Raw genomic sequence first — 18125 nt, 5'->3', positions numbered from 1 at the left:
CAATTTCAGATTACGCTTTGCATCCGCCCCATATCCGCTAGAACGTCCCCTGTTTCCGGCGAAAGGACTGTTGCCTTGCCCGACCCAGCCCCGCCCGATCAGGCTGCCGCCGACTCGCGCCCGCCCCGCACCCGCAGCCGCGAGGTGCGGCGCAGCCAGTTGATCGAGGCCACGATCGAAACCATGGCCGCGCGCGGCTTTGCCCGCACCACCCTGACCGAGGTGGCGCGCATGGCCGGCCTGTCACACGGGCTGGTGCTGTTTCACTTTGAAACCAAGGAAAAACTGCTGGCCGAGACGCTGGCCTATCTGGCCGAGGAATACCGCCGGAACTGGCAGGATGCGCTGGCCGCGGCCGGCGACGATCCGGCCGCGCAACTGGCCGCGCTGATCGAGGCCGACTTCGCCCCCGGCATCTGCACCCCCGCCCGCCTGGCCGCCTGGTGTGCCTTCTGGGGCGAGGCGCAAAGCCGGCCGATGTATCAGGAAAGCTATGGCGACAAGGATGAGGAATACATCCGTGCGCTTGAAGCGATCTGCGCCCGGCTGAACGAAGCCGGCGGCTATGGCCATGACGTGCCCCGAATCGCCCGCATCCTGCGGTTGACGATCGAAGGCGCCTGGCTTGACCTGATGACGATGGCCCGGCCCTACACGGTCAGCGAAGCCCGCGACACCGCCCGGGCCGCCGCGGGCCTCTGCTTCCCACGGCATTTCCCGGCCGGCCGCCGCAGCGGCTGATCCGCTTCAGGGGCGGCGGGAAGTGTCTCTGCCCGCGCTGCCCGGCTGCACATCGGCTTGTCTTGTGCAGGGCGTGTCGGTGTTCGCCGCAGCCTGAATCTTGCGCCGGGCTGCGACAGCCTTCAGCGCCTGCACCGCCAACCACTCATGCGCCTGCACGGTCGGGGCGGGGGTGCTGGTTTCGAACTCGAAGGAATAGGCGGGTCTTGTCATCGGAAGAACCTCGAAACCGTATCGGGCAACTCTTGCCCGTGAGAGCGGGCTTTGCTGGAAATCACGACGCGCCAGGAGCATCTTCCAAGCCTTCAACCCCACGGCCCCAGATGCCGCGGAAGCCTTCAGACCAGTCCGACCGCCAGGGCGCTGCGCGATCACGAACTTGTAATCCCTGCCCTGACGCAGAAGTGCGCGCCATTCAACTTGCAACTGTGCCGCACCCCCCGTCGCAGGCCCTTTCCCGATGTCGCAGCCCCTGTCGCAGGGGCAAAGATTGCCGCATCTGGCATCGCTGTGGCTCAAAAATTCCAATTAAAATATGAATGTATCTATTCCAAAGCCGCGAGCCGCGCCGCCCGAACCAGACATGCGCCACCCAAGGCAATCAACCCGGGGTGGCGCTTCGTCCTGACGGGGAGCGCCGATCCTGCGACCCGGCCCCAGTGCAGGATGTGCCGCTTGCCTGCTGAACGCCCGTCAGGGCCTTGCGCAGTTCGGTTTTCCGCACCTTGCCATAGGCGTTCTTTGGCAGGTCTGTCAGCCAGACATAATGCTTTGGCCGCTTGAATCGCGCGATCTGGGTCAGGCAATGGGCGTCAAGGGTCCGGTCGTCAACCTGCGCGCCCTCTTCGGGCACGACGCAGGCAACAACAATCTCTCCCCATTCCGCATCGGCTTGCCCGATCACGGAAACCTCTGCCACCGCCGGATGTGTCAACAGCGCCTCTTCCACTTCGCGCGGATAGATGTTGGTCCCGCCGGAAATGATCACATCCTTCGAACGGTCATGCAGCGTGAGAAAGCCCGCCTCATCAAGGGCACCGACATCGCCGGTGTACAGCCAGCCATCGCGGATGGCCGCGGCCGTGGCCGCCCCGTCCTGCCAATACCCCTGCATGACCGATGGTCCGCGCACGGCAATCTCCCCCATCGCGTTCGGGGGCAAGGCGGCGCCATCCCTGCCCAGAACCGCCACTTCGCACCCTGCATTTGCCACACCCACCGAGGCCAGACGCCGGCTGTGGGTTGCATCCTGCGGCCCCGCGGCAAGGGCCTCGACATGCGCGGCGCGGGTCAGCACGGTTATGGTCATCGGGGTTTCCCCCTGCCCGTATATCTGCACGAAACGGGGGCCGAACAGGGCCATCGCATCACGAATATCGGCCAGATACATGGGTCCGCCGCCATAAACGATGGTCCGAACCCCGTCGCCCCGGCTGCCGCGCGCGCGGGCTGCCGCGATCAGGCGGCGGATCATGGTGGGGGCGGCAAAGAAGCACAGATTTCCAAGCTGCGCCGCCAGATCAAGGATCTCGTCGCCGTCAAATCCGCCCGAAGCCGGCACAACATGCCGGGCGCCGCACATCAGATACATGAACTGATAAAGCCCGGCCCCGTGGGACATCGGCGCGGCATAGACCTTGGCATCCGCTGCCGACACGGTATCGACATCGGCAAGATAGCCAAGGCACATGGCCTGAAGGTTGGCAGGGCTGAGCATGACACCCTTTGGCTGCCCCGTCGTGCCCGAGGTGTAGAACAGCCAGGCGGTGTCGTCCTGAGCCGTCGGATGCAAAGGCGGCGGTGGCGCATCGGCGACAAGATCGACAAATGCCGCCGAATCCATGTCCAGGACGCGGGTGGTGGGGGCCAGCCCCGCCAGTTCGCCCGCGCGATGCCCATCGGCAAAGCACAGCCTGGCCCCTGAATGATCCAGGATGAAGGCGGCCTCCTTTGGGTGCAGCTTGAAGTTCACGGGCACCGTAACGGCCCCGATCCACCAGATCGCCTGCATGGCCACCAGGTAATCCGGCCGGTTGGCAAGAAACAGCGCAACCCGGTCTCCGGGCCCGATGCCCTGCCCGACAAGCCCCGCCGCAAGCGCACCGGCCCGCGCCCGGAACTCTGCATAGCTGGCAACCTCTGTGGCGCCAGAGAACAGGGCCGGGCGGTCGGGCCAACGCCGCGCCGCCCGCTGAAGCCAGACCGCAGGGTTCACTTGGCCGCCTCGAGAATGGAAACATAGTTCGCCACGGCGGCCCCGCCCATGTTGAACACGCAGGCCAGTTCGGCACCCGGCACCTGCATCTGTGCCGCCTCCCCCAGAACCTGCCGCGCGCCCATCACATGCATGGAAACGCCGGTGGCCCCGACGGGATGCCCCTTCGCCTTCAGGCCGCCCGACAGATTCACCGGCAGACGGCCCCCGGCCAGAACAGTGCCATCCTCGATGGCCTGCCGACCGCGGCCCCTGGGCGTTATCCCCATCGCCTCATAGGTCAGAAGTTCCGCAATCGTGAAGCAGTCATGCACCTCGGCGCAGGACAGGTCTGCCGCCGTGATCCCGGCCGCCGCATAGGCGCGGCGGAAGGCCTCGGCGGGGCCGTCAAAATCCAGCAGGGTGCGGCGCGACATCGGCATGAAATCATTCACCTGCACCGCAGCGCGAAACCCTACGGCGCGGGCATGTTCGCCCAGCAGGCTTTCATCCGTCAGGACCAGCGCCGCAGCACCATCGGAAATCAGCGAGCAATCCGTCATGCGCAAGGGCGCGGCAATCATCGGGTTCTTGTCCGAGACGGTATTGCAGAACTCAACACTCAGCGCCTTTTGCAACTGCGCCAACGGGTTGTTCATAGCATTGGCATGGTTCTTTGCCGCGATCCGGGCCAGGGTCTCGCTGCAATCGCCATAGGCCTGCGAATAGGCCTGTGCAAAACGGGCAAACACCTGCGGGAAAGACGTGCCGGCCTCTTCGCGCTGGTAAGAGGCCCCGCCAAGGGCCTCGGTCACGCCCGCTGTGTCTTTGGCCGTCATCTTTTCCACGCCAATGACCAGCGCCCTTTTGATGGAACCCGCGCGGATCGCCTCACGCGCGGAATAGACGGCGGCAGACCCCGAGGCGCAGGCATTTTCGCAGCGCGTGGCGGGCGTGAAGCGCATCGCCGGATCAAGGTTCAGCACCAGAGACGACGGAAATGCCTCATGCACCATGCCGGCGTTGAAATGCCCGATCCAGATGGCGTCGATCGCGTCGGGGGTGATCCCGGCGTGGTCAATCGCTTCACGGGCCGCCGTCAGGATCAGCGCCTCCAGATCTCCGTCAAACCGGCCAAACTTCGTGTGGCCCCAGCCCGTAATGAATGACTCGCCCATTCTGTTCCCCTGTCCTGGTCTCAGGCTTTTGCTGGCAGATCAAGAATCTGCCGCGCTTCGGCCGGTTTGGCGGGCCTGCCGCCCGCGCCGGTGATGATTGCAACCGCTGTCGTCAGCAGGGCGGCGTTGGTGGTCGGCAGGCCGGCGCTGTCAAACAGCGTGTCCTCCAGACCGGCGCGGACATGCCCGCCCAAGGCAACCGCTTCACGCGCGACCCACAGATTTTCCTCTGCGGCGGCAAAGGCGGCCCAGACGGCCCCTTCGGGAATCCGCTCGTGCATTGCCAGCAGGGCGGCCCGGGTGGCCGGTGCGCCGCCATATCCGGTGCCAAGGCAGATCTGCAGAAACGGCCGTGCCCCCAACAAGCCTTCCGCCACCAGCCGGCGCGCGATTTCAAGGTGACCGAAATCAAAACATTCGACTTCGGCCCGGATTCCCGCCCCGGCATAAAGGCGGGCCATTTCGCGAAGATCGTCGATCCGGGCCACATGAATGGCCGGCCCCATGGCAAAGGTTCCGCAGTCCATGGTGCCAATTTCGGGCCGCGCGGCAATCACATGGGCCGTGCGGCCCGAGACGGGGCGCAATGTGCTGGCGGGCAAGGGCGCAAACCCCGCCTCGTCATCCAGATACAGCAGCCCGTCCATCGAGGCGCTGAGGTTCAGCAGGATGTCCGCGCCGGTGGCGCGAATCCGCGCAACCGTTTCCGCCCAAAGGCCGGGGTCGTTCGATGGCCTTCCATCCTTCGGATCGCGCACATGAACATGCGCCACCGCAGCGCCCAGGGCGGCCGCCTCGGCAACAGCCGCGGCAATCTGTGCAGGGGTGACGGGAAGGTTCGGGTTCAGGGCGGCCGCATCCGGCCGCCCGCCATTGATACAGGCGGTCAGGATGACGGGGCGGCTCATCCGGTCTTGCCCCGGACCGCAGCGACAGAGGCATCCGCCGCCTGCGCCATGAACATTGCATCCTGCATCAGCGCGATGAAGCTGTAGCCGCGCGCCGCGCAATCGGCCGCATAGTCCGGGTTGATCGCGAAAATGCCTGCAATCTTCCCCGCCGCCCTGGCCTTTGCGGCAACCAGATCCAGCGCCGGGGCCACATCTGCGCTGTCCAGCGTTGCTCCGCCGGACAACGACACCGACAGATCGGACGGGCCGACGAAAACCCCGTCGATGCCCGGAACGGCCAGAATGGCATCCAGATTGTCCAGGGCCTGCCGTGTTTCGATCATGGCGAAGGCCAGCGTCAGGTTATTGGCCCGGGCAAGATAGCCGGGCGCTGTCTGGCCGGTGATCGGAATGGCCCGGCGCGGCCCCCAGCTTCGGGCGCCGACCGGCGGGAACTTCAGGTAGCTGACCAGCCGTCTGGCGTCTTCGGCGGTGTTGACCATCGGGCACACAACGCCCGCCGCGCCGAAATCGAGTACCCGTGACGCAAGCCCCCCGGCATCGACCGGCAGGCGCACCAGCACCGGCTTGCCTTCCAGCGCACCCGCCGCCACGCAGGCCAGGACCGATGCCTCGTCGAACATGCCATGCTGCATATCCAGCACGAAGGACTCCAGCCTGGTCTTGGCCAGGGCCTCGATCACATTCGCATCCGGAAACTGGCAGAAGGTCGAAAGATGCAGCCCGCCCTGACGCAAGGTCGGGGCGAAATCTGCCAGAACGGCGGGAAAGCCCATCTCAGCCTCCCTTGACCGCAAAGTCGGCAGCCTGGTGTTCGACGATCTCCAGGTAATCCTCGCGGATGGGGCAGAAGATATCGAGGTTCATCACCACCTCATCCGAAATCGGAATCCCGCCGTGCATCACATCGGGCGGCACGCGCAGTACCTCGCCCGCGCCAACCTCAAAGGTCTGCTCTCCCACCGTCCAGCGCATCCGGCCCGTCAGCACGACGGCAATCTGTTCGAACGGATGCTTGTGCATTCCAAGGGTCATGCCCTTTTCCAGCCAGTTCATCACCAGAAGCACATCCTCGCCGCGAAATCCGGCGCGGCTGATATGGTCCCGCACCGGAAAGCGGGGCAGATCTTCCCATTTGATCGGCATGCGAAAGGGTTGCAGGTCTTCGCTCATGTCTTGCTCCTCGCCCTTTGTCAGACCGGCTCGGGCGCGCCAAAGCCGCCGCCGCCCGGGGTGAACATCATGATCTCGTCCCCCGGCTTCATGTCGGTCTTGCCCGACAGGACCGCCGCGGTGCCATTCACCAGGAACTGGCCGGCACGCCCCGGCTGGCCGCCGTCAAGGCCTTGGGGGGCTTCATGCAGACGGCTGGGCACGGTGTTCAGAAGCCAGGGTTGCGTCGTTCTCATGCGGAACCCGATGCGCTGCCCGTTGCCCCCGGGCTGGCGCCCTGCCCCGCCCGATCCCAGCTCCAGTTCCTTGCAGGTAAAGACAATCGGATAGGCCGCTTCCAGCACCTCGACCGGAACCGCCGAAACCCCGGTGGGATAACAGACCGCCGAAATGCCCGGCTTGGTCGCCCGCGCGCCCATTCCGCCCGAATAGTTGAACATGGACGAGGTAAAGGGTCGCCCCTCGGCATCCTGCCCTTGGATCTGCACCGTCCACACCGCGCCAGACCCTTCGGCAACCACCTTGTCAGGCACCACCTGGGCCAGCGCATTCAGGATCGGGAAGGGCACATACATGCCAACCACATGGCGCGCGTTCACCGGCGACGGATAGGTTGCGTTCACGATGCAGTTGTCCGGCAGCTTCAGCCTGATTGGCGAAAGCGAGCCTGCATTGTTGGGCAGATCCGGGTTCAGGGTCGAACGGATGGCAAAGGTCGCATAGGCTTGCGTATAGGCGGGCACCACGTTGATGCCGCGCGGGCTGCGGCCCGACGACCCCGCGAAATCAACCGTGATCTCGCCTGCAACGTTATCAATGGTCACGGCCGTCTTCAGCGTGATCCGGTCCCCCCCCGGCACGTCAAAGGTGGAAGACCCGTGGAACGTGCCCCCCGGCAGCGCGCGGATCGAGTCGCGCGTGGCGGCTTCCGATCTGTTGATGATCTCGTCTGCCAGGGTCTCGATGTCATCCAGCCCGTAACGGTCGCACAGCGCATTCAGCCGCTGCGATGCGATCATGCCGGATGAAACCTGTGCCCCAAGGTCGCCCAGCAACGCATCGGGCGTGCGCACGTTCCGGGTGATGATCGAGAACAGCGTCTCATTGCGCACCCCCGCCTCGTAAAGTTTGAGGACGGGAATCCACAGCCCTTCCTCATGCAGGTCGCGCGCACCGGACCCGATGCCATAGCCGCCGATATCGGTGTGGTGAATGGTCGATCCGGCATAGCCGATAAGCCTTTCACCGCGAAAGATCGGCGACAGGATCGTGATGTCGAAGAAATGGCCCGCCGACATCCAGGGGTCATTGGTGATCAGCACATCACCCGGTTGCAGCTTGTCTGCATCGACATGGGCAAGCAGGTTGCGGGCTGCGGCGGCAAGCGAGTTGATATGGCCCGGCGTGCCGGTCACCGCCTGCGCAACCATGCGGGCGCGGGCATCGAACAGACCGTTTGCCAGATCGCCCGCCTCGCGGACGATGGGCGAAAAGGCGATGCGTTGCAGGGCGCGGGCCTGTTCCGAAACGATCCCGATCAGGTTCGACCACAGGATCTGAAGTTCTACGCCATCCATCTTCAAAGCTCCGTCATTTTGTCGGCAACCAGGCTGCCGTTGGGGTGCAGGCGGATCGTCCATCCCGGCAGGACGAAGATCGTGGTTTCGCGCTCTTCCACGATGACGGGACCGGCGATCACCTCGCCCTCCATCAGTTCCGAACGGGTGTAGACGGCGGTTTCCGTGGGCTTGCCGCGGAAATGAACGACGCGGCTGCGCGGCGTGGGGCGGGTGCCGCCCTTGGTCACATGCGCCGCGGCGCGGTCGGGCAGGCTGCCCCTGGCGGTGACATGCCAGTTCACCAGTTCAATCGCCATATCGGCCAGTTTCAGCCCGTATTGCGCGACATACTCGCGCTCGAATATCTCGCGCATGATGCCGGTGTTCAGGCCGCTGCGCGGATCAAAGGGCAGTTCGATCCGCAGTTCGGACTGCTGGCCCAGATAGCGCAGGTCCGCACCGAAGACGAAGCTGATGTCCGCCTCGGCAAGGCCGGCCTCCTTCAGGGCCGCCGTACCCTCTTCGGTCATCTGAGAGACAAAGCCGCGGGCCGCATCGGGATCAAGCCGGTCCATGGGGCAAAGCTGGCTTCGCACCAGGTCAATCTGCGCAGGCGTCACCAGGGTGCCAAAGGCCGACAAGACCGAGGCGAGCGGGGGATAGATGACCTGCTTCGATTCAATCAGATCGGCCACAAGGCAGGCGTGAACCGGCCCCGCACCGCCAAAGGCCAGCATCGGCAGGCCGCGATAGTCGACCCCGCGGTCGGTGGCATGGGTGCGGGCCGCCGAGGCCATCTGCTCGCACACCACCTCATAGGTACCCCAGGCGGTCTGTTCGGCCGTCAGATTGATCTTTGCGCCAAGCCTGGCAATCGCGGCCCTGGCCGCCGCCGCATCCAGCTTCATGTCGCCGCCCAGAAAGCGGTCCGGGTCCAGAATACCCAGAACGACATCGGCATCGGTGACGCAGGGTTCCTGGCCGCCCCGGCCATAGCTGACCGGACCGGGGATCGACCCGGCGCTTTCCGGTCCGGTCCGCAGCAAGCCAAGCTCATCAACCCAGGCGATCGACCCGCCGCCGGCACCGATCTCGATCATGTCGATTGACGGCACCGTGATCGGCATCCCCGAACCGGGCTTGAAACGGTAGCGGCGATCCACCTCGAAGGTGCCCGTCACCAGCGGTTCGTGGTTCTGGATCATGCAGGCCTTGGCCGTAGTTCCGCCCATGTCGAACGAGATCAGGTCCGGCAACCCGAAGATGCGCGAGAAATAGCAGGCCACCAGCGCCCCGGCCGCCGGGCCGCTTTCGATCATGCGCACGGGCAGCGTTCCTGCCCTGCCCGCCCCGATCACACCGCCATTTGACAGCATGATCAGCGGCTGCTGCGAAAAGCCCTGCTTTTCCAGCTCTGCAATCAGTGCGTTCAGATAGGGCCGGGTGATCGGCACGGTATAGGCATTGATCGCAACGGTCGACGTGCGCAGATATTCCCGCATCTGCGGCGCGATCTCAGACGACAGCGAGACGAAAATCTCCGGCGCTACGCGGGCAAAGACCTCGGCCACCAGTGCCTCGTTCACGCCGTTACGATAGGCGTTGATCAGGCTGACGCCGACAGATTCAATGCCCCGCGCCAGACAGTCCCTGGCGATGGCCTCGATCTCCGCCACCTGCGCCGCAGTCTCGACCGAACCATCGGCCAGAACACGTTCATCCAGCGCCCAAGTCCGTTCGCGGGGGATCAGGGGTTCGGCGAATTCGATCTGGGGATCGTACATGTCATAGCGATGCTCGTCCCGGATATAGAGGATATCCGTGAACCCCTTTGTCAGGATCAGCCCCACCGGCGGGCCCTTGCGCTCGATCAGCGCGTTGGTGACGACGGTCGTTGCATGAACGATCACATCGTTCACGTCGGCAGGCTTGATGCCCGCGCGCCCCATCACAAGGTTCACCCCCCGGAAGAACCCTTCCAACAGGTTGCCATGCGTGGTCAGGGTCTTGTCCACATAGGTGCGGCCATCGTCGACCAGCAGCACGGCGTCTGTAAAAGTGCCGCCTATGTCGACCGCCAGAGAGTATCTTGTCATGTGTGTTGGTCCGTGTTTCCGAGATTGATGGAGATTTTGCGGGCCGCCCCGATCAGCGCCTCGATGAAGCGCTCGGCCGGGGGGGTGCCGATGATCATGGTCGGCCCGGCGATGGTCAGTGTGGCGATGAAGGCGCCGTCCCTGTCGAACACAGGGGCCGAGACCGCGGTCACCCCTTGCAGCGTCTGATTGGGGGCCTCGGCCCAGCCCAGCTTGCGCGCGGCCAGAACGTCCGCAGCGACGATCGCGCGATCCGTCAGGGTTTCGCCCGTCCATTGGCGCAGCGGCCCTTCGGCCAGATGTGCCCCGCCGAAGGCCAGGGCAATCTTGCCCTGCGCCGACGCATGAAAGTCCAGCAGCGCGCCGGGGCGGGTGACGATTTCAACCGGCTGCTCGGTGCGCACCATGTCCAGGATACGCATTCCCGTTGCTTCCATCTGCGAAAGCGACACCGTGAAGCCGGTCGTATCGCGCAACTCCACCATCACGGGCCGGGCCTCGCGCAGAATATCGGTGGAATCCGCCAGCGCCTGCCCCAGGTGATACAGCTTGTAGGACAGCCGGTATTTGTCGGTTTCCGGGTCTTGCAGCACATAGCCCAGCGACAGAAGCGTGCGCAGAAACCGGAACACGCGAACCTTTGATGATCCGATCCGCCGCGACAGTTCGGACAGCGCCACCGGCTTGCCGATCTCGGCCATCACTTCGATCACCATGAAGGCCATCTGGGTGGACTGATTCACTGATTTGTCGAGTTCCACAGTCATGACTTCCTCACTTCAACAAAGCCGGGATGCCAAGCGTGATGCCTGGAACCGCCGCAACGAGAAACAGAACGATCAGGCACAGGCACAGCATGGGAAGCGATGCCCGCGCCACGGCCTGAAGAGGGCTGCGCGCGATGGAGCTGACGATGAACAGGACCAGCCCCACCGGAGGCGTGCACAGGCCGATCATCAGGTTCAGGACAACCATCACGCCCATCTGCACCGAATCCATGCCGATGGTCGGTGCCAGCGCATTCAGGATCGGCATGATCAGGACCATCGCAGCCAGCGGCTCCAGGAAAAGCCCCAGAATCAGCAGGATCACGTTCAGCAGGATCACCAGCAGAACCGGGTTCTCTGTCAGCCCCAGGATCAGCGCGGCAACCTTTTGCGGCAGGCTTTCGATCCCCAGAACAAAGCCCGTCATGCTGGCCATCGCCACCACCAGCATCACGCCGCAAGACATGGTGGCGGTGTCGTAGAAGCACTTCCGCAGCTTGGCCCAGTTCAGCGAGCGATAGATGAAGAAGCCGCAGGCCAGCGCATAAAGGCAGGCCACGCCGGCGGCCTCGGTCGGGGTGAAGATCCCGCTGCGGATGCCCACCACGATCAGGATCGGCATGATGATCGCCGGGGTGGCCGTGATCAGGATGCCGCGCCGCTCTTCCACCGGCACGCGGGGGGCGACGGGGTGGTTTTCACGGTGCCCTTTCCAAAGGGCGTACACCAGCAGCAGCGCGCCAAGGATGATGCCCGGTACAATCCCCGCCAGGAACAGATCGCCGATCGAGGTGCCCGACAGCACACCGAACAGGATCAGCGGCAAGGACGGCGGGATCAGCGGCCCCAGAAGCGAGCCGGTCGCGGTCAGCGCGGCCGCATAGGCCGGATCATAACCATCGCGCTTCATCGGCGGGATCATGATGCCGCCGACCGCAGCCGCCTCAGAGGTTGCAGCCCCGCTGGCCCCCGACAGCAGGAAGTTTGACAGCACGTTGACGATTGCCAGCCCGCCCTTGATGCGCCCGACCAAAAGCTGGGCGGACCGCACGATATGGCCGGTCATGTTGGCCGCGCTCATCAGGTTTCCGGCCAGAATGAAGAAGGGGATCGTCAGCAGAAGGAAACTGTCGATCCCGGCGATCATCCGCTGCGGGAAGGCCATCAGCAGATGACCGTGCCCCTCGATCAGCAGATAGATCAGCGATGCCATGCCCAGTCCAAGGGCAACGGGCATACCGATCATCAGCGCAACGAAGAAAATGCCCAGATACAGGATCATCCGTGCATCTCCCGGGCAAGATCGTCGCGCAGGTCCGAGGCACGTTGGCCACGGTTCATCATCCGGGCGTAGAGCAGAATATCCATCGCCAGCCGCAGCGCGAACAGGGCCAGGCCCACAGGCAGCGCGACATAGATCCAGAACATGCTGGGCACCGCCACATCCGGCCCGAACAGATCGCCCAGCAGGAATTTCATCGCGGGAATTGGCGCCGACCCAAGACGATGGGCATAGATGCAGCCGTACCAGACCAGCACAGCCAGCAGCACCACGCCGCAGGCATTGGAAAACATGGCCAGGGCAAGGCCAAGCCGGCGCGGCAGCGCATCGCGCAGCATCGGAACGCTTGCGATCTCGCCGCGCTCATAGGCCAGGATCGCCCCCAGGAACGACACCCAGACAAGCAGATACCGGCACACCTCTTCGCCCCAGATCAGCGAAGTGGAAAACCCGTAGCGCAGAAAGATCTGGACCAACATCACCCCCAACAGAACAACCAGCATCCAGATGAGGCAGGTCGAAAGGATCGCGTCGAATGTGCGTCGCATGGCACGCATGGCTTGTTTCCCGTGATCGGACACACCTTCCCCGCCGCGGCCCGTGGGCCACGCTGGAAACCGTGTCGGAGTGATGCGGACGAAGAGGGGGCGGCCGCCTTGGGCTGGCCGCGCCCCGCGCGGATCAGTTCGTGGCGCGCACCGCGTCAACGAAAACCTGGATCAGCGGGTCTTTTGTCAGCCAGGCATCGACCACCGGCTGCACCCGGGCCTGCATCTCGGGCAGTTCGCTGAACTGCGAGATGATCGCGCCCTTTTCTTCCAGCTTTCTGGCAGTTTCCGCCTCTTGATCGCGGGCCAGCGCATACTGCTCGACGATGACTTCATGCGCAGCCTCGGCAATGGCCTTTTGCACATCTTCCGGCAGGCTGTCGAACTTGGCGCCGCTCATCATCAGCACGCCGGGCCAGAAGTAATGGCCGGTCAGCGTCACTTTCTTGGCGGCCTCGTAATAGCTTTCGGCATAGGCAGACGACAGGTTGATCTCGACCGCGTCGATCGTTCCGGTTTCCAGCGCCGAGAACACCTCGCCGAAGGCCATGCCGATGGGGCTGGTGCCAACCGCTTCCCAGATCGCCTTGTGAAGTGGTGTGGGAACGATGCGGGTTTTCAGGCCCTTGAAATCATCGACCGTCGTCACCTGCTTCGTGCGCGACAGGAAGTGGCGCTGTCCCGCCTCGACATAGCCCAGCCCCTTGATGCCCAGGGGCGTCAAGGTATCCAGAAACTGCGATCCGACATCCGAGGACAGGACTTCGGCCATCTTGTCATAGCTCGGCACAAGGAACGGCAACTGAAGCGCGTCGAACGCCGGGGCGTTCAGCGTCAGCGGGATTGTCGGCACCGACACCAGCGCACCGTCGATCGTTCCAAGCTGCACCCCCTCCAGAAGCTGCTTGTCATCGCCGAGTTGCCGGTCACCGAAGATCTCGACCTTCACCTTGCCATCGGTCTTGTCGGCCACCTTTTCGGCGAACATCACCAGCCCGTCCTGGAACAGGTGCGTCGATGTCGCGGCGTGGCCAAACTTCAGCGTGTAGTCCTGCGCCCAGCCAGCCGCAGGGCACAGGAGCGCAATTACGGCGAAGGCGCCGTATCGGATATTCATGGTTTCTCCTCCCATTTCGTTTCTTATATTGAAACGCCATATCAACATATGATACACATTGATTCGGGTCAATCGGTTTGCTGCCGCCATTGCCGCGGCAGTCCGGGCGCGCGTCACACCTGCGGCTCCCGGTGATGAATCCTGCTCTGATGGCTGCGCATCCGGCTTGCAGATGCGTCTTTGAACACAGGGCAGGTACAGACCCTTGCCCCTTCGCCCGACATCCGAGGAAACCACGGCGCCCAAGCCTGTGCCGTGCCCGTGACAGAACCGGCAAGGCGGACATTATCAGCTTGAAAACACAGTGTTTTCGCGGACCGAACAAGGTAGGCTACAGGCCTCGCCCCGCAACCTTGCCAAACGCCTGGGATGGCAGAGGGTGACACGAACGCCCGGCGGGCGAATCCTGTATCAAATCCGCCGAATTTCGCCCAATGGAAGAATTCACCGAAAATGGCGGCCTGAAAGGAAAAATTATCCCCTTTCGCGCATGAAGTTCAATTCGCCCCGTTCCTTGCCCCTGCGCCCCCCGGGCCGTTACCTTGCCCGGGTCTGAAGGAGGCACCATGGCGCTTGTGATCGAAAACCTGACACGCCGCTTCGGTGCGACCGAAGTCCTCAGGGGCATTGATCTTGCCGTCGCCGACCGCGAACTGGTGGCGCTGCTGGGGCCGTCCGGGTCAGGCAAGACCACGCTGCTGAAGATCATCGCCGGCCTTGACTGGCCGAACGCGGGTTCCCTGACCGTTGCGGGCGAGGACTGGCTGGCGCGGCGGCCGCAGACCCGGGAGACGGGGTTCGTCTTCCAGCATTATGCCCTGTTCCCCCACATGCGGGTGCGCGACAACATCGCTTTCGGGCTGACCGTTCAGCCCCGCCCCCGCCGCCCCGATGCGGCGGCCATCACCGCCCGGGTAAACGAACTGTTGCAGTTCCTGCAGATCGAAACCCTGGCCGACAGATACCCGGCGGAACTGTCCGGCGGGCAGCGCCAGCGGGTTGCCCTGGGGCGGGCACTGGCAACCTCGCCCCGTATCCTGCTGCTGGACGAACCCTTCGGCGCGCTCGACGCGCAGGTCCGGCGGGACCTGCGCCGCTGGCTGCGCCACGTCCATGAAGCGTCGGGAACCACCACGATCTTTGTCACCCATGACCAGGAAGAAGCCTTCGAGCTGGCTGATCGCGTGGTGGTCATGGGTGCCGGCCGGATCGAACAGATCGGTCGGCCCGACGAGATTTATGATCACCCGGCGTCTCCGTTCGTGGCGCGGTTTCTGGGGCACACGGTCGAACTTCCGGTCACCCTTCAGGCAGGCCGGGTTCATGCGCGGGGGCTGGACGCAACCGCCCTGCCCCGCCGCGCGCTGCCCGATGGTCCGGCGCGGCTGTTCCTGCGGGCCTCTGACATCACCCCCGTTCCGGCCGAAGATGGCCGTTACCGGATTACCGACCTTGCCTCGACCGGCGCCCTGTTGCGGGTTCGGCTGACCGAATCCGCCGGTGTCGAGATCGACGCCGAGGTGCCAAGACGAACCGCCCCGGCACTGGCGGTCGGGCAAGCCGTTCATCTGCGCGTGCAGGCGGGATGCGTGTTTGTCGATCCGCGCAGCGCCACGGCGCCCCCTGCAAGACCGGCAGTTCCTGCCGATGCCCCCCTTTCCGAACTCAAGGAGTCTCTCCCGTGAAAACCCGTATTCTTGCCGCAGCCCTTGGCCTGGGCCTTGCGCTGCCGGCCATGGCGCAGGATTCGATCCTGAACGTGTCCTATGACGTGTCCCGAGAGCTGTTCACCGAAGTGAACCCCGCCTTCGCAAAGGTCTGGAAAGACGCCACCGGCAAGGACGTGACGATCGAACAATCGCACGCCGGTTCGTCAAAACAGGCACGCGCCATTCTGGAGGGGCTGCCGGCTGACGTGGTGACCTTCAACCAGGTGACCGACATCGACGTTCTGGCCGCCGGCGGCCTGCTGGACGCAGACTGGCGCAAGGCCTTCCCGAACGAGGCGTCGCCCTATTACTCGCTGCCAGCGTTCCTTGTGCGAAAGGACAACCCCAAGGGCATCAAGGACTGGGATGATCTTGTCCGCGCGGATGTGAAGGTTGTCTTCCCCAATCCGAAAACTTCGGGCAATGCGCGCTATACCTATCTGGCCGCCTATGCCTATGCGCTGGACAAGAACGCCGGCGATGCAACCAAGGCGCAAGAATTCGTCAAGGCGCTGTTCGCGAACGTCCCGGTGTTCGATACCGGCGGGCGCGCGGCCACCACGACCTTTGCGGAAAAGGACATCGGCGATGTTCTGATCACGTTCGAGGCCGAAACCGGCGGCATCGCCAAGGAATACGCCGACAAGGGCTTTGTCCGCGTGACGCCCTCGCTCAGCCTGCTGGCGGAATTCCCGGTGGCGGTCGTGACCGAGAATGCCAGGAAGAAGGGCACGGAAGAGGTGTCGAAAGCCTATCTCGAATTCCTGTACAGCCCTGAAGGTCAGCGCATCCTTGCCAGGCATTTCTACCGGGTCAACGATCCGGCCGTGAAGGCCGAGACCGCGGCAGACTTCCCCGATGTGAAGCTGGTGACGGTCGAAGAGGTTTTCGGTGGCTGGGACAAGATCAAGACCGAGCACCTTGCCGAAGGCGGCATCCTTGACACGCTGTTCGTGAACCAATGACGGCATCCACACCAACCGCTTCGGTCATCCGGCCGAAGCGGGTTCTTCCCGGGTTCGGCCTGACGATGGGGCTGACACTGACCTATGTCGGCATCATCGTCCTTCTGCCGATCATCGCGCTGGTGCTGAAAGGGGCCGAGGTCGGCCCCTTGCGGTTCTTCGAGATTGCCAGCGCCCCGCGCACACTGGCCGCGCTGAAGCTGACGATCTCTGCCGCCGCGATGGCCTCGGTTATCTGTGCCGTCTATGGCCTGCTGATGGCCTGGGTGCTGGTGCGCTATGATTTTCCGGGCAAGCGGCTGCTGGATGCGCTGATCGACATCCCCTTCGCCCTGCCAACGGCTGTTGCAGGGCTTACGCTGTCGGCCCTGTTCGCAGGGAACGGCTGGTATGGCGCCGTGCTGGAACCGCAGGGCATCAAGGTTGTCTACACGATCTGGGGGGTGACCATCGCCATGGCCTTCACCTCGATTCCCTTCGTGGTGCGCACGGTGCAGCCCGTGCTGGAAGACCTGGACCCGCAGTATGAACAGGCGGCGGCAACCCTGGGGGCCTTTCCGTTCACCGCGTTCCGGCGGATCGTGTTTCCGGCGATCTTCCCCGCTTTCGTGGTGGGCATCACCCTGTCCTTCGCCCGGTCGCTGGGGGAATTCGGGGCCGTGGTCTTCATTGCCGGCAACCTGCCGATGGAAACCGAGATCGCCTCGCTTCTGGCGGTGATCCGGCTTGAGGAATACGATTACAACGGCGCCGCGGTGATCGCGCTGACGCTGCTGATCCTTGCGCTGGTCCTGCTGGCGGCGTCGAACCTGCTGCAGGCAAGGGCCATGCGCTACAAGGGAAAACGGCAATGAGCAGCCCCCTGCCCCTGGCGCCCCCTCACACAGCGGCACCCGGCCAGGGCCGGCTGATCCCCCGGCTGCTGATCGCAGCCGCCCTGCTGTCCAGCCTGCTGCTGGTGGTTATTCCGCTGGCCTACATCTTCTACCGGGCCTTCGCCGCCGGCTGGGCGGCCTTCGCGGCCAACATCCTTGAACCGAACACCCTTCATGCCGTCTGGCTGACGGTTCTGGTTGCCCTTGTGGTGGTGCCGGTGAATGTGGCCTTCGGCATCGCGGCGGCCTGGCTTGTGGCCCGGTTCCGCTTTCCGGGACGCGGCGCCCTGCTGACGCTGATCGAGATCCCGTTCTCGATTTCGCCGATCATCGCCGGGATCTGCTACCTGCTTCTCTACGGCCGGCAGGGCCTGCTTGGCCCCTGGCTGGCCGCGCATGACCTGCAGATCCTGTTTGCCCTGCCGGGGATCGTGCTGGTGACGCTGTTCGTCACCTCTCCCTTCGTAATGCGAGAGGTCTTGCCCCTGATGCAGGCGCAGGGCAGCGATCAGGAAGAGGCGGCGGTCACGCTGGGCGCCTCGGGTTGGCAGGTGTTCCGGCGGGTCACGCTGCCGAACATCCGCTGGGCGCTGCTTTACGGCGCCATCCTGTGCTCGGCCCGCGCTGTGGGAGAGTTCGGCGGCGTCTCGATCGTGTCCGGCTCGATCCGGGGGCAGACCAACACCCTGCCTCTGCAGATCGAACTGCTGTTCAACGACTTGAACATCGCCGGCGCCTTTGCCGCGGCCTCGACCCTGACATTGATCGCGCTGCTGGCGCTTGTCGCCAAGGTCGTGCTTGAACGGCGGCGCTGACGGCTTCCCTCACACAGCCGGTTGGCCGCTGGTCGCCAGATCACGACCAGCGCCCGACGCCGCCGCCTTGATACTGACCCAGTGGTCGAAGGCAGGCTTTGGGCGTGCTCGCAAAGGCGTTTCACTTGGGGAGTGTTTCGGAGAGTCCGCGCCAGAAAGCGCCGGTCCCGCTATGGGCAGATCCCGTTCAGGGGA

The 18125-nt window shown here is 64.3% G+C and carries 17 protein-coding genes; 5 read left to right on the top strand and 12 right to left on the bottom strand.

Annotated elements, in window-relative coordinates; translation table 11 throughout:
* Positions 1-75 precede the first annotated feature (75 nt).
* Positions 76-741: a TetR family transcriptional regulator C-terminal domain-containing protein gene (locus B6K69_RS14725; protein ID WP_164681969.1), complete on the top strand. Its 666-nt coding sequence runs from the start codon at positions 76-78 to the stop codon at positions 739-741.
* Positions 742-747: 6 nt separating this feature from the next.
* Here the strand turns inward: B6K69_RS14725 and B6K69_RS14720 are convergent, their stop codons facing one another.
* The 12 genes from B6K69_RS14720 to B6K69_RS14665 all read right to left on the bottom strand — a co-directional run bounded on the left by B6K69_RS14720 (position 748) and on the right by B6K69_RS14665 (position 13566).
* Complete coding sequence (locus tag B6K69_RS14720) at positions 748-954, bottom strand: hypothetical protein (RefSeq protein WP_108644327.1); 207 nt, start codon at positions 952-954, stop codon at positions 748-750.
* Positions 955-1342: 388 nt separating this feature from the next.
* Positions 1343-2956 (bottom strand): AMP-binding protein, encoded by a 1614-nt coding sequence (locus B6K69_RS14715; protein ID WP_108644326.1) that lies wholly within the window; start codon positions 2954-2956, stop codon positions 1343-1345.
* Complete coding sequence (locus tag B6K69_RS14710) at positions 2953-4113, bottom strand: acetyl-CoA acetyltransferase (protein WP_108644325.1); 1161 nt, start codon at positions 4111-4113, stop codon at positions 2953-2955. The genes B6K69_RS14715 and B6K69_RS14710 overlap by 4 nt, the downstream gene beginning before the upstream one ends.
* 20 nt (positions 4114-4133) lie before the next feature.
* Entirely contained in the window at positions 4134-5021 is an 888-nt protein-coding gene (locus B6K69_RS14705; protein ID WP_108644324.1) for a beta-keto acid cleavage family enzyme, read from the bottom strand.
* Positions 5018-5800, bottom strand: coding sequence for an HpcH/HpaI aldolase family protein (locus tag B6K69_RS14700; protein ID WP_108644323.1), 783 nt, complete (start codon positions 5798-5800; stop codon positions 5018-5020). Before B6K69_RS14700 ends, B6K69_RS14705 begins: the two co-directional genes overlap by 4 nt.
* A gap of 1 nt (position 5801) precedes the next feature.
* Positions 5802-6197 carry a cupin domain-containing protein gene (locus B6K69_RS14695; protein ID WP_206340521.1) on the bottom strand — a complete coding sequence of 132 codons (396 nt, stop codon included), beginning with the start codon at positions 6195-6197 and terminating at the stop codon, positions 5802-5804.
* Between the two features lie 20 nt (positions 6198-6217).
* Complete coding sequence (locus tag B6K69_RS14690; RefSeq protein WP_107674150.1) at positions 6218-7774, bottom strand: hydantoinase B/oxoprolinase family protein; 1557 nt, start codon at positions 7772-7774, stop codon at positions 6218-6220.
* 2 nt (positions 7775-7776) lie between these two features.
* The gene (locus B6K69_RS14685) at positions 7777-9852 is read right to left on the bottom strand and encodes a hydantoinase/oxoprolinase family protein (RefSeq protein ID WP_108644322.1); all 2076 of its coding nucleotides are present in this window, start codon (positions 9850-9852) and stop codon (positions 7777-7779) included.
* Complete coding sequence (locus B6K69_RS14680; protein WP_108644321.1) at positions 9849-10619, bottom strand: IclR family transcriptional regulator; 771 nt, start codon at positions 10617-10619, stop codon at positions 9849-9851. The genes B6K69_RS14685 and B6K69_RS14680 overlap by 4 nt, the downstream gene beginning before the upstream one ends.
* A gap of 7 nt (positions 10620-10626) precedes the next feature.
* Entirely contained in the window at positions 10627-11901 is a 1275-nt protein-coding gene (locus B6K69_RS14675) for a TRAP transporter large permease (RefSeq protein ID WP_108644320.1), read from the bottom strand.
* A complete protein-coding gene (locus B6K69_RS14670) occupies positions 11898-12458 on the bottom strand; it encodes a TRAP transporter small permease (protein ID WP_108644319.1) in 561 nt (186 codons plus the stop codon). The genes B6K69_RS14675 and B6K69_RS14670 overlap by 4 nt, the downstream gene beginning before the upstream one ends.
* 124 nt (positions 12459-12582) lie before the next feature.
* Positions 12583-13566 (bottom strand): TRAP transporter substrate-binding protein, encoded by a 984-nt coding sequence (locus B6K69_RS14665; protein WP_164681968.1) that lies wholly within the window; start codon positions 13564-13566, stop codon positions 12583-12585.
* A gap of 566 nt (positions 13567-14132) precedes the next feature.
* Between B6K69_RS14665 and B6K69_RS14660 the strand changes: the two genes are divergently transcribed.
* From B6K69_RS14660 to cysW, 4 genes are read left to right on the top strand one after another with little or no spacing between them, the layout of a single operon-like run.
* Complete coding sequence (locus tag B6K69_RS14660) at positions 14133-15251, top strand: sulfate/molybdate ABC transporter ATP-binding protein (protein ID WP_108644317.1); 1119 nt, start codon at positions 14133-14135, stop codon at positions 15249-15251.
* Positions 15248-16240, top strand: a complete 993-nt coding sequence (locus B6K69_RS14655) for a sulfate ABC transporter substrate-binding protein (RefSeq protein ID WP_108644316.1) — start codon at positions 15248-15250, stop codon at positions 16238-16240. Before B6K69_RS14660 ends, B6K69_RS14655 begins: the two co-directional genes overlap by 4 nt.
* A complete protein-coding gene (gene cysT, locus B6K69_RS14650; protein WP_108644315.1) occupies positions 16237-17094 on the top strand; it encodes a sulfate ABC transporter permease subunit CysT in 858 nt (285 codons plus the stop codon). The genes B6K69_RS14655 and cysT overlap by 4 nt, the downstream gene beginning before the upstream one ends.
* The gene (gene cysW, locus B6K69_RS14645) at positions 17091-17930 is read left to right on the top strand and encodes a sulfate ABC transporter permease subunit CysW (RefSeq protein WP_108644314.1); all 840 of its coding nucleotides are present in this window, start codon (positions 17091-17093) and stop codon (positions 17928-17930) included. The genes cysT and cysW overlap by 4 nt, the downstream gene beginning before the upstream one ends.
* Positions 17931-18125 lie beyond the last annotated feature (195 nt).

It is taken from the genome of Pseudogemmobacter blasticus (assembly GCF_003071405.1).
GTDB classification, from domain to species: Bacteria; Pseudomonadota; Alphaproteobacteria; order Rhodobacterales; family Rhodobacteraceae; genus Pseudogemmobacter; species Pseudogemmobacter blasticus.
The sequence above is the reverse complement of the archived record's forward strand: the minus strand, read 5'-3'. Positions and strand labels throughout refer to the sequence as shown.